This is a genomic window from Flavobacterium sp. MEB061 (assembly GCF_000834715.1).
Lineage (GTDB): Bacteria > Bacteroidota > Bacteroidia > Flavobacteriales > Flavobacteriaceae > Flavobacterium > Flavobacterium pectinovorum.
The window spans coordinates 293288-306014 of sequence record NZ_JXQR01000014.1 but is presented as its reverse complement, the minus strand read 5'-3'; the positions used below and the strand labels follow the sequence as shown (position 1 = coordinate 306014).

General features: G+C 32.6%; 6 protein-coding genes. 2 read left to right on the top strand and 4 right to left on the bottom strand.

Annotated features, from left to right (window positions below; translation table 11 throughout):
- Window positions 1-43: 43 nt before the first annotated feature.
- The 4 genes from RT99_RS06830 to RT99_RS06815 all read right to left on the bottom strand — a co-directional run bounded on the left by RT99_RS06830 (window position 44) and on the right by RT99_RS06815 (window position 9527).
- On the bottom strand, window positions 44-2359 hold the full coding sequence (locus RT99_RS06830; RefSeq protein WP_042563972.1) for a BamA/TamA family outer membrane protein: 2316 nt from the start codon (window positions 2357-2359) through the stop codon (window positions 44-46).
- Complete coding sequence (locus RT99_RS06825; protein ID WP_042563971.1) at window positions 2343-7445, bottom strand: translocation/assembly module TamB; 5103 nt, start codon at window positions 7443-7445, stop codon at window positions 2343-2345. The genes RT99_RS06830 and RT99_RS06825 overlap by 17 nt, the downstream gene beginning before the upstream one ends.
- Before the next feature lie 217 nt (window positions 7446-7662).
- The gene (locus RT99_RS06820) at window positions 7663-8622 is read right to left on the bottom strand and encodes a GSCFA domain-containing protein (RefSeq protein WP_042563970.1); all 960 of its coding nucleotides are present in this window, start codon (window positions 8620-8622) and stop codon (window positions 7663-7665) included.
- A gap of 89 nt (window positions 8623-8711) precedes the next feature.
- Window positions 8712-9527, bottom strand: a complete 816-nt coding sequence (locus RT99_RS06815) for a hypothetical protein (protein WP_042563969.1) — start codon at window positions 9525-9527, stop codon at window positions 8712-8714.
- A 168-nt stretch (window positions 9528-9695) separates the two neighbouring features.
- On the opposite strand from RT99_RS06815, the gene RT99_RS24635 reads away from it, so the two are divergent.
- Entirely contained in the window at window positions 9696-10793 is a 1098-nt protein-coding gene (locus RT99_RS24635; protein WP_052483596.1) for a M12 family metallopeptidase, read from the top strand.
- A 179-nt stretch (window positions 10794-10972) separates the two neighbouring features.
- Window positions 10973-12718: an ABC transporter ATP-binding protein gene (locus RT99_RS06805; RefSeq protein WP_042563968.1), complete on the top strand. Its 1746-nt coding sequence runs from the start codon at window positions 10973-10975 to the stop codon at window positions 12716-12718.
- Window positions 12719-12727 lie beyond the last annotated feature (9 nt).

Below are 12727 nucleotides of genomic sequence, written 5' to 3'. Positions count from 1 at the left end.
TCGTGAAATTCATGGCTAAAAATGTAATTCGTGGCAAACAAAACTAAAAAGGATAACCAATAGCAATATTCAAAATCAGGTTTTCTTTTCTCCACGGACCGCTTCCAAAATCAATATCTTTTATTACCCATCTTTCGTTTTCAGGCAAATAGGGTTTTCTTAACGGAAATGCCAAATCGGTTCTTAAAATCAGGAACGACAAATCAAAACGTAATCCGGCTCCGGCACCAACGGCAATTTCTTTCATGAAATCTTTAGAAAATTTAGCGCCGGGTTTATTCGGGTCTTCGTTCATCAACCAAATATTTCCGGCATCAACGAACAATGCGCCTCGCACGATACTAAAAAGTTTCGCACGATATTCTGTACTAAATTCTAATTTTAAATCTCCAGATTGATCCGGCAGATAATCATTTACAGTTGGCACATTGAAATAGCTACCCGGTCCAAGTGATCTCGCTCTAAAGGCACGAATACTATTTGTTCCTCCCACTACAAACTGTTTTGATGTTGGCAATGAAAGTGAATTTCCATACGGAATTCCGGCACCAACAATAATTCTGCTTGCCAGTTCGCTTTCTTTACTTAATTTTAAATAATGTCTAAAATCAGCACGAATTTTTACATACTGACTAAACGGAACGTCAAAAATACTTTTCTCATTGCCTTCCTTAACATTTGCTCCCGTTACTAAACCGGTTATATTACCTGCCAGATCTAATTCTCCATTAAAATAAAACGTATTTTTTCTACGTTTTTGCATCGTATTGGTATACGTATATTGATATGTTGGCCCAAAAATCAATTGTTTTTCGATCACTTTCCCCAATGCGGGATCTGCATCAATATCAGCCTGATATTCTTCAGTAACATTATTCGGACTTACATATGTTACATCCAAAACATTCAATTGATGTTCTTTCCTGATGTTTTCTTTCCATAAATAACCAAAAGAAGCATTAAAAGAATTCAGTGCATAAAGCTGCGTCCTGTTTTGAAATTCATATCGAAGTGTGGCTTTAGTCCTTGGCACAAATTCACTTGAACCAGCAATTTTCTTAAAAGGCACAATAAATCTTGGCCAGGTCAAACTGGTTTCTGCACCGAGTTTATAGATATTTTTTCCGTTGTTGGCTCCGGAAAGCTGAAAATCGGCACCTCCAAAAACAGAAACCGTAAGCAATTCCGCACCTCGAAATAAGTTCCTGTTATTCCAGTTTACGTTGACTTCTGTTCCGGTATAACTCGCTGAATTTGTTTTTCCTAAAACCTCAACACGAATAAATTTTTTCGGTAAAAGCGTTAAATAATAATACGAATCCAATGTGTTTGGTAAACTATCCGATTGCCTGAATTCATTTTTTACAAAATTAAACGTCCCCAGATTTACAAATCGGTTTAAGGTTAAATTATGGTCTTTTCTGTTATAAAGATCCCCTTTTTTAAAATATATAGTTCTGTCAAAAACCCTCGGATTAAAAGTATTTGCCGTATCAATTATTGTAAAATCATTATACTGGGTAATGTCTTTTTGAGTGTATTTTATACTGTCTTTTGAAATCGAAAAATTGGGATACACGACAATTTTACCAATTTTATATGCTGTTAGCGCTTTTGGCGGTGCATCGGCTTTTATTACCAATTTAATTTTTACCTCGTGATCGCCTTTACTGCTATCAACCTGAGCCAAAATATAATCGGGATTAAAGTAATAATATCCTTTTTCTTTCAATCTGGCATCGATACGTTCGCGTTCAGATTTAATGACGTCTAAATCATACGGTCTGCCTACTTTTAATAAACTTCTTCGGCTTGATCTTCCAATTATTTTTGACATTTTTAAGGAGTCATCCGGAAAAGTCACACTTTTAATGATATACTGTTTTTTGGGTATAACAGTATATTCTGCTGTCGCTCTTTTATTTTTAGCTGTAGAATCTGCACTTACACGTGTTTTAAAATAGCCGCGGTTTTCGGTATAATTTCTTAATACTGACGCATTATAATCTAAATCGACTTTGCTGAAAAGTACCGGTTCTTCTCCCACCTTATTTCGCAGCCAATATCGTATTCCTTTGTCTTTTTTAGGTTCTCCGGCAATATTATAAATCCATAATTTAGGTCTTAATCCTAAAAATTGTTTGTTGGGTTTAGGCCGTAATAAATCTTCTAACTCTTTTTCAAGTTCTTTTCTTTGTTTCTTTTTAATCACAGAATCCTTTACCTCAACAGAAGCTCCTGTGTATAATAAATCTCCATCCGGCAAATATTTTGTGTTGCTGCATCCAAAAACAAAAAACAAGGATACCAGCATCATCAAATATTTTATATCTTTAATATGACTATGTTTTTTGCTCATTTCCTTCAATTTGGTCATTCTCCTGATTCTGTTCTTTTTCCTTTTCTTCTTTTTCCTTCTGTTTCTTTTTTTCTTTACGAAGTTTCTCTTCTTTAATCATTTCCTTTTCTTCTGCAGAACGATGAAAAAGTTCGCGAAATTTATTGTAACTCATTGTGATAATAAAAGCAACTCCGGTTTCTATAACCTGCCCTTCTACCGCAACCTGATATTCATTTTTTCGATACGCACGAACCATGTATCGTCCGTCTTTTGTAAGCTGATAATCTAATGCGACATCTCCCGCAATATTGGTACTTTCTTCATTGGCGCGTTCCTGGCCTTCGACTCCAAAACTGCTTCCTACGGTCACTTTTAATCGGTCATCCAAAAGCTTTTTAGAAACCCCAACATTCAAATCAGTTCTGTTTTCTCTTGTTCCGGTGGTGTAATCATCTGTAGATTCAAGGTCGAATTCTAATTGAACACCTTTAATTAATTCTCCGGCAAGATCATTTAATTGCTGCGAAAGAATTTTGCTCACACTTTGTCTCGCCAAAGATTCGGCGCTTGTTCCACCGCTTTCGCTTGCAAATGGATTTTCACCAATAAATCGGTTCAACAATAAAAGTGCAAAAACCTGTTTGTTCAGTTCTGCCGGTTCTTGTCGAAGCTGTTCCAGTTTTGCCTGAGAAGCCGAAACAATATCAGATGAAACATCATAATTTCCGTCTGGCAGAATAATATCAAAACTAATTTCTGGTTTCAATAATTCACCTTTCATTTTCAAATGTGTTTCAAACGGAATTTTCTGTTTGTAGGTGTTTTTAACTGTTGAACTAACTGATCCTAATTGGTTTCCAAGCAAATCAATTGGAGCAGTTTCTACTTTATAGATTGCCGTAATATTTAAAGTTGCCATAGTTGGTTCCCCATTCCAGGTAATCGAACTTCCTTTTTGGATATTAAATTTTCGGCGAATCATATTGAAATTCATTTCATAAGCTCCTTCAGAAAACTCATATTTACCCGTTAAAGTTGTTTTTCCAGATGGATCAATACCTCCTGTAAGCTGTGCTTCACCTTTAAGATTTAAATAATCCCCGTTTCCTTTATCAATCACCAGAGTAAGTTCTGCTTCCTTATCGATCGTAATATCAACGCTTACATCCATTCCTTTTAATTCAGACTGGTTGAGTTTTTCCTGCATTTCGGCAGTTTGTTTCAGATACAGATTATCTTCATCAACAAATTCTACAATTCCTTCCCTGTCAGCTATTGACGGGTCTGATTGCGGTAAAACCACAGAAAATTTTGTCTCTTTGTTAATCTTTATATTTCCGTTAATAACGGGGCTATCCAACGTTCCTTTGACATTTAATTTGGTGTCTAAAAATAAATCGCCGTAAAACAAATCATTGTCTGCTGCTTTTGAGTGAATCGCTCTAAAATCATTGGCAACAACCGTTAAACCGAAATTGTATTTTCTAAAATCAGGTGATTGAATTGTTCCGTCTAATGATAATTCGTTGTCGTTTTCATCAATAAGCGTAAATTTATCAAACGAAATCACATCATTTGAAAAAGTAATTTTTTCCTGATCTGTTTTGAAATAAGAGTTAAGCTGCGTAACTCTAAAAGCGGTATCGTTAAAGTTTAATTCTCCACCAATTTTAGGAGCAGAAGCATTTCCGGTAATTTTAAAATTTCCTGATAAATATCCTTTTCCTTCGGTGATATTTCCCATTGTGAATCCCTGAATACTTTTGATATTCAGTTTATTCATATCCACGTTAAAATCTAAATTCCCGTCGTTTATTGTATAATTTCCTGTCAATTTCAGATCATTATCCTGTCCAGTTAAATTGACATTTGCAGCCAGAATATTATTGGTTTTATTGTCCACTTTTATTTCAAGATCTCCCACAGGTTCCTCTTTAAAGGCAAAATCAGTAATTTTAATGTCCGAAGTAAAAGTTGGGGTTGTCATTACGTTTTCAACAACGGCATTTCCGTTTATCAATCCCTGCATCAACAACTCGTCTTTTTTTACCATATTTAAAACGGTTTCGATTTTGAAGTTTACAAAATCTACCTGCAAGGGCGCATTATCCTGAGTTCCCTGCGATTGTATTTTTAATTCATTTCCGGCATTTTCCAAATAAAATTTATTGATATAAAGACGTTTTCCGCCAAATTCAACGGCATTTTCAGGATCGATATTCCATTTATCATAATTAAGAACAAAACTTTCGGCATCAATTTTAAAGATATTTTTACTATCATCACGGTTTAAATTTCCGGCGATAAAATACTGTTGTTTGTCTTTTGCATCTTTTACTTCAAGCGCATAGGTCAATATATTATTTTCGACTTTACCTGATAAACTGGTAAACGGAATTTTCATCGAACCGCTTTCAATTGTTGCCACAGAAATTTGATATTCTAAAGCATTTTCTTTGGCTTCGATATTTATTTTTCCGTCAGCAATTGTATTGTTGTTGTACACAATTCGCGGAATCGTTCCTTTTATTTCTAATGAATCGGTTACGTTGTTGTATTTTCCTGTAATTTTAATTGGCTCTAAACCAGTCAATTTCGGAATCAATTTAAAAATCAACGGATCGTTATCTACCGTTAATGTAAAAGCCAGTCTTTGTTCATCAGATTCTCCGTTTACTTTCGGATTTTGTAAATCAAGATATTTTGAAAGTGATTTTTTTACAGCTGCTGCTAAAGTTGTCAGTTTGTATTTTCCATCTACTTCTGCTTTTAAAAACTGAGATGAAATCTTGATATTATTTCGACTTTCGTCTGAAAAAGCAATTACGCGTATCGAATCCAATACAATTGGTTCTGCATCCTGCAAAATCTGAACGTTTGACAGAAATACTTTTCCGTTTAAAAAATCCGGATTACTATTGGCAATATCGGCGTCAATATTTCCGCGCAATTTCATTGGTCCGGCATGAAGATTTAGTTTTTCAAGATCGGCAATATCCAGGTTTAATTTTAACTGAATCGATGGATATTTATCTTTGGTATTTCCGCTCGCTGCTAAATTAAAGTTCAAATTCGGGTCGTTCATTCCTGATTTTACGTTAAAAGAACCATTTTTAATATTTCCTTTTAAAGCTAAATCCCTGTATGTATATTTATTAAATACCGCTTTTTGAACCAAACCATCCAATTCTGCCTGAGCCGTTTTGGGGTCTAAACCTTTGCCTTTTACTTTCGCTTTAAGCGTAATTTTTCCAATCGAATCATTTTTGATTAATCGGCCTAAATCAAAATCCAGTAAATAAACCGTTGCATCGTATTTCTCTTGTTTTTTAACTCTTTGATCGAATAATGCATCCACTTTTGCATTTCCAAAACTGCTGTTTAAAGCCAGATTTGTTTTGAAATTCTGAACCGAACCTTTAAATTTTCCCTGCAAATTAAATTGAGATGGCAATTGAATATTTTTCGGAATTGTTCCAGCCGGTATAAACGAATATACATCTTTTGACGTACTTGATAATTTTTTAATATTCAGATCATAATAGGCTTTTTGAGCATCTGGCAATCCTTTTATTTTCCCCGAAAGGGAAACTTTTGTAGTACCGATTCCACTCATTTCAAATTGCGGAATATCAAGGTCTTTTATTTTTCCGCTCAATCGTGTATTGAGATATAAAATAGCGTTTGGATTGCTTTTAAACGGATTTGTTTTTTGCAAATCTGGTGCAAAAAGCAAAATGTCTTTAAATCCAATTTTTGATTGATTCAAATTGGCATCTAAAGTCAGGTTTCCTAAATCTTTTTTTAAGGCGTCGAGCGAAGCATATTTTATTTTGATTTTATTTTGTAAAAGTGTTTGAGGCGTTCTTACATATAAATTTTCTAAAGACGCATTTTTTGGTCCGTAAAAGAAATTGGTTTTTAGAGACTGAATTTCCAATCCACTTTTTTCATTTGCGGCAAGCGATTTTATATTTCCGGAAATTACACCGTTTCCATAATAAAGTTTTTCTCCTTTCAGATTAAATTTACTCAAATCTAAATGGCTGTAATCAATTCCTTTTTGAGTTGGCTTTGATTGCATATCATCAAATTTGAAAACGATATTTTGTATGTCAACATCCTTTAGTTTTACTTTCCAACCGGTTTGCTTGATGGAAGTTGAATCTAAACTTGGCGCTTTTATTTGTTTGTCTTTTACGCCTAATCTTAAATTCCCGTTTAAGTTTTTTAATTCGAAAGAATCAAAATCTAAAAGCTGTTTATTTAAATCAATTTCGTTAACAGTTAAATCTAAATTTCCCAGTTTTATTCCCGAATCTAATTTTGAATCTTTATTATCATAAGAAACATCAATTTTAGACAAACTGATTTTATCCAATTTTAATTTAAAGTCTTTCCTTTTAGAAATTGTGTCTACGGTTTCAACTGAAACTTCAGCAATTTTCTCCACAGCATCCTGATCTAAAACCAATTTTAATCCGTTTAAATTAATATTCGGGATATCAAAATTCATTTCATCCAATTCAAATTTGTTGAATTTAGTATCAAAATGTGTCAGTTTTACTTTTACATCATTTTTGGCGAAATCATCTTTAAAATTAAAATTGATATTATCCAGATTTACATCTACAATCGATATTTTGAAAGGTCTACTATCCGGATCTTCCACTTTTGGTTCTTTCGATTCGAATGCTTTTATGATATAATCGAAATTAAAAACGCCATTTTTATCTCTCGAAATATTAGCGGTTGTGTTTTCTAATGAAACTGAATTGATTTCTAATTCGCTGCTTATCAGCTTAAATAAATCGACATCAACTTCTAAACGTTTTCCGGCAAGCAGAACTTTCTTTTTTTGATCTTCAAAATAAAACCCTTCCAGAACTACATCTTTAGGAAATTTGATTAAAATTCGGTCTAACGAAACTTTGGTTTTTATTTTATTATGCAGATATGTTATGGCTTTATCTTTAGCATAATTCTGAATTGACGGGATTTGAATTAAGATAGTAAGAAGAAGTAAAAGTGCGACTATAGAACCCACGCACCAAAGTAGTACACGTAGTGCTTTTTTAAGAAAATGAATGGGTTTCTTATTCATACGTCAGTAAAACACAATTAGATTAAAGTTGCATTATTTATAAAACTGTATTTCTACAGTTTACAAAATTGTAAATTTTAATTCTTAACAATTTACATAATTATGCACAATTATTCTAAAATTATACGGACAAATAGTTAATTTCTTACTTTAAGATTTGCCACAAAGTTTCGAAGACGCAAGTATTTTACTTTTTTCTCTCGCTACTTGTTTGCGATTAAAATCTAATGTGTGGTAATTTCTCTCCAAGAAAATTTATTCTTTGCTGAAGTTTGGTTAAGAATTTCTGATGTTGTTCTGATTCCGGATTAAAGCTTCTGTGACGCAGACTTTTTTGAATTTCTTCTATTTCATTCATGATCGAAATAGCGTTTTCGGCGATGTAGTTTTCACTGAATTTATGCCAGATATAATCAATTGCAACGGCATTGGGATGCAGCATGTCTTCTCCATAAAAACGATAATCGCGAAGTTCGTCCATCATGATTTCATACGAAGGGAAATAGTTCGCAGTTATGAGTTTTGAGTTATGAGTTTTTAGAACCTGATGAAGTGCAGCAAACAAATGCGATTTACTCAATTGATTCTCTGCGAAACCGTCTTTTATATGACGAACGGGTGAAATGGTAAAAATGAAGTTTATATCCGAATTTAATGTCTGGATTAAATTGATGGTGTTTTGAATACTTTTTTCGATTGCATCAACTGATAATAATTCTTTTAAAAACTGCTTTTGAGGGACTTTATGACAATTCGCAACGATTTGTTCACTTTCCAGATTTCTATAAATCCAGGACGTTCCGTATGTAATAATGATATGGGTTGCCTCTTTTAACTGTTTATGAGTTTCTGAAATCGCCTTGTTTAGAGTTTCCAATAATTCTTGTCGGTCTGAATTGCTTAAATCAGAATGTACATCAAAACTATGCCAGCGCTCATTGTGAAAGAAAACATCTTTTTCTGTAAACCATTTTTCGTGAACGGTCCTGTCGATTATTTTCTCAATCGAAACCGGATTAAAAATAATTCCGAATGGATTTGTTTGGTTTTGAAACTTAAAATAATCAAATTTATCGGCCATATTTTCTGCAAAGCAGGAACCAAAAGAAAGTACTTTCGAATTATAATCGATTGGATTATTAGTTTTAGAAAGCGGGATTTGGGTTCTGAATTGCATGGCTTTTTATTTAAACACGAATTTCACCAATTTTTACCAATAAAAAAACCAAATACAGAAAGTATTTGGCTTGTATAAAAAAATTTTGATTAGTAAGTGTATTCGATTGTTTCGTTTACTGATCCATCTTCATTGTAAGACGTTTTTTTGGTTGGATAACCTTGCTTGTTATATTCATAAACACTTTTTTCAGAATAGGGTTCAAATACCATTCCATCATAAGGATCAGGAACAATCCCTTTGTCGCGAATTGTAGAAACACTATATTTTTTAATATTATTTATTGAAGAAAAATTTAGTTGCGAGCCTAAATCTGCCTGATCTAACAATAAATTAAGACCTAGAATATTTTTAAAAGCATTATTTTTTGCATCATACTCATAATGATAAGTATCAATATAAGCTCCATCAGCCCAATTTAAAACAGATTTTATTATATTTCCTTTTTCAAATGTAAGCATGTCAACATTATAAGTTTCTGAATCTTTTCCTGTTTCTCTATCAATTTTATATACTTCTTTTTTAATTGTTCCATTGTGATTATCAATATATACATATTTTGTTTCTCTTCCGTTTAATAATTTAACAACAGTTTTTAGACTATCATTTGAATAGCTATATGATTTTTCGGAATATCCTTCACCAAAATCCCTATATTGAATTTCTTTTACGATTCGGTTACCATTATATATAAAATCAATATATAAATATCCACTAGAAAGACTTACAATTTTATTCCCCTCATAAGTAAAGGTTGTAGTTTGATAAATCTTGTTGTTTTTGTCTTTGTAGGTTATCGTTTTAGGCAAAATTAAATTGTCATTATCATTATTCTCATCACTAGTACAAGAAGTAAATATTAATGTTATAGAAGCTATTAAAAAATAAAGCATTTTGGTTTTCATAGTAGTTTGGTTTGAAGATTAATATCATGTAAAATGACATGTTTTATTAAATAATAATCGACACAATACGGTATAACTATAACACTTTAAGACATATCTGAAAATTGCGTATCTAAAATAATCTTTTGATCATTAAATTGCATTGTTAACTTTGATTCACCCCAAACCATGGAAAGATTAAAATTTATAATCGCCTTTTTAGCATTAGGACTTTCATCCTGCGCTCAACAAAATGAAGTAGATATGTGCACTTTCGATCTAATAAATTCAAAAGATGATTTCATTTCAAAGCCTGATGCCGCAATTTTACAATGGCCGTTATGGAAACCGGGCCAAACTATTAAAATTAAATTTCTAGACGGCGATAGCGCTTCTCAGGAAAAAGTAAAAAGAATCGCAGCACAATGGACTTTGTATGCAAATCTTAAATTTGAATATGTAACTAAAGACGAAAATGCAGATATTAGAATTGGTTTCCAAATGGGTACTCCCGGCGCTTGGTCAGAATTAGGAATGAGGTCTGCATATGGTGATTTAGACAGACAAACAATGCGTTTAGGTACTTTAACTGGTGATGAAACCTCTTCAAGAAGAACAATATTACATGAATTTGGGCATTCATTGGGACTTATCCATGAAAACGCAAGTCCAATAGCTCAGATTAATTGGAATTTATCAAAGGTATATCAGTATTATAGTGAATGGTCTAAAGAAGAAGTAGATCGATTTGTAATAAAAAGTCCTGAACAAACAAATTATACTACATATGATCCTTTATCTATAATGCATTACTATATAGATCCTTCTCTTACAACTGACGGGGTGGGTATACCTGAGCAAACAAAATTATCCCGAATTGATATGGTATCGATAAATAAATGGTATCCGTTTCCTATAGTATCTATTTTAGAATCGGGACAAAGTATAAACGATCTTCCTTGGCATAAACGCATAAAATCTCCTAATGGAAGATATTCGCTAGAATTTGATCCAGGCCTTCTAAAAGTTATTGATTTAGATGAAAACAAAGTAATTTGGGAAGTTGGAAATTCTTCTTATCGTCGTAAACCAAGTTGCTATTTCGAATCAACAACCGGAAATATTATAATTAAAGGTTCAAAACTTAGTGTGCTTCCTACAAGCATAATCTGGACAAGTAATACAACTGGAATTCCCGGAGCAACATTGCATTTACAAGATGATGGCAATCTTCAATTAATTCATAATGGTATTGTAAGGTGGTCCTCTAAAACTGGAAAAATATAAACTCAATTCTTCTAATAAAAAGTCCAACAGGTTTAAAATTCTGTTGGACTTTTTTTTATTTAATGAATAAAATGGAATTTGAACGATAATAAATAATTACATTTTTAATAACAAAAATTCCGATCTATTAAGCAAAACTATTCACTACTTTTGCATCTTCCATAAATCTAAATTCATCTATGAAATTATTATATTCTTATATAATCAAACATAAAATGCTACTATTTTTTGCTTTGATTATGGCTGCTATTAACATCTGTTTCAGCTTATCAGATTCTATTATTACCGGTAAATTAATGCAGGATTGCGGTGTTGGACTGCATAAATACAAAGGAAACGAAATTGGATTCATTAAATCCCTGTCCTTTTGGTTAGGACTTTCGCTTGGTGCTGCAATGATTTCCAGAATTACCAAAAACTTTCAAGATTACTTTACCAATGTTGTTATTCAGCGAACAGGCGCGCAAATGTATACTGACGGAATTAAAAAATCACTTGATTTACCTTATGCAGAATTTGAAGATCAGCGAAGTGGTGAAACTTTAAGCAAATTGACCAAAGTACGTATTGATTCTGAAAAATTAATTACGCTTTCTATTTCTTTAATCTTTCAAACCGTTATCGGATTTATATTTGTAATTCTTTATGTTGCCCGAATTGATTATCGTATTTCGCTTATCTTTTTGGTAACGGCTCCAATTATTGCTTTAGTAAGTTCGTATTTAGGTAAAAAGATTAAAATTGTATCTAAAAAAATCGTTAATCAAACGAACGCTTTGGCAGGTTCTACAACCGAAAGTTTACGAAATATTGAACTTGTAAAAAGTCTTGGCTTAACGTATCAGGAAGAAAAACGTTTGAATTTAAATACGTTTAAAATTCTTCAGCTTGAATTACAAAAAATCCGTTTTATCCGAAGTTTAAGTTTTATTCAGGGTACAACAGTTCACTTTTTAAGAACTTGTGTTGTTTTTACTTTATATTATTTCTTATTTGGAGGAAAAATTATTGTGGGCGATTTGTTGACAATGGTGTTTTTTACTTTTTTCATTTTTGGCCCTTTACAAGAATTAGGAAATTTTATCATTGCATTGAATGAAACGAAGGTTTCAATGGAAAATTTCAAAATTTTACTAAGTGCTCCAAAAGAATTCCGCCCAAAAAATCCTAAACATGTTGGAGCAATTCAATCGTTACTTTTTTCTAATGTAAGTTTTCAGCATAAAACAGCAAAATTCAAAGCTGTTGAAAATATCAATTTTGAAATTAAACAAGGGCAAACCGTGGCTTTTGTTGGTCCGTCTGGTTCCGGGAAAACAACTTTAGTAAAATTATTGGTTGGTTTATACACCCCTGCAGAAGGGCAAGTGCTTTATAATGAAATTGATTCGACTGATATTGATTTATTAGACCTAAGAAAACAATTAGGATTTGTAACTCAGGATGCACAATTATTTTCCGGAACAATTCGTGAAAATTTATTGTTTGTAAAACCCAATGCAACCGATGAAGAAGTTTACGACGCTCTGAAAAGAGCAAGTTGCGAAAAATTACTAAACCGTGCCGAAGATGGCTTAAACACCACAATTGGTGAAGGTGGAATCAAAGTTTCGGGTGGAGAAAAACAACGTTTATCAATCGCAAGAGCTATTTTAAGAAATCCGAATTTGTTGATTTTTGATGAAGCAACTTCTGCATTAGATTCTATAACCGAAGAAGAAATCAACGCAACAATTAGAAATATATCTGATAAAAACAGAATCACGGTTTTAATCGCTCACCGTTTATCGACTGTAATGCATGCAGATAGAATTTTTGTTTTAGAGCAAGGTAAGATTATCGAATCAGGTAAACATGAGGATTTGATTGTGGAGAAAGGTTTGTATTACGCTATGTGGCGTCAGCAAATTGGGGAACGCAAATAAGTTTTATTA

Excerpts from the sequence above, each read along its gene's own strand:
- RT99_RS06830 (WP_042563972.1), bottom strand. The coding sequence starts at position 2,359 with ATGAGCAAAAAACATAGTCATATTAAAGATATAAAATATTTGATGATG.
- RT99_RS06825 (WP_042563971.1), bottom strand. The coding sequence starts at position 7,445 with ATGAATAAGAAACCCATTCATTTTCTTAAAAAAGCACTACGTGTACTA.
- RT99_RS06820 (WP_042563970.1), bottom strand. The coding sequence starts at position 8,622 with ATGCAATTCAGAACCCAAATCCCGCTTTCTAAAACTAATAATCCAATC.
- RT99_RS06815 (WP_042563969.1), bottom strand. The coding sequence starts at position 9,527 with ATGAAAACCAAAATGCTTTATTTTTTAATAGCTTCTATAACATTAATA.
- RT99_RS24635 (WP_052483596.1), top strand. The coding sequence starts at position 9,696 with ATGGAAAGATTAAAATTTATAATCGCCTTTTTAGCATTAGGACTTTCA.
- RT99_RS06805 (WP_042563968.1), top strand. The coding sequence starts at position 10,973 with ATGAAATTATTATATTCTTATATAATCAAACATAAAATGCTACTATTT.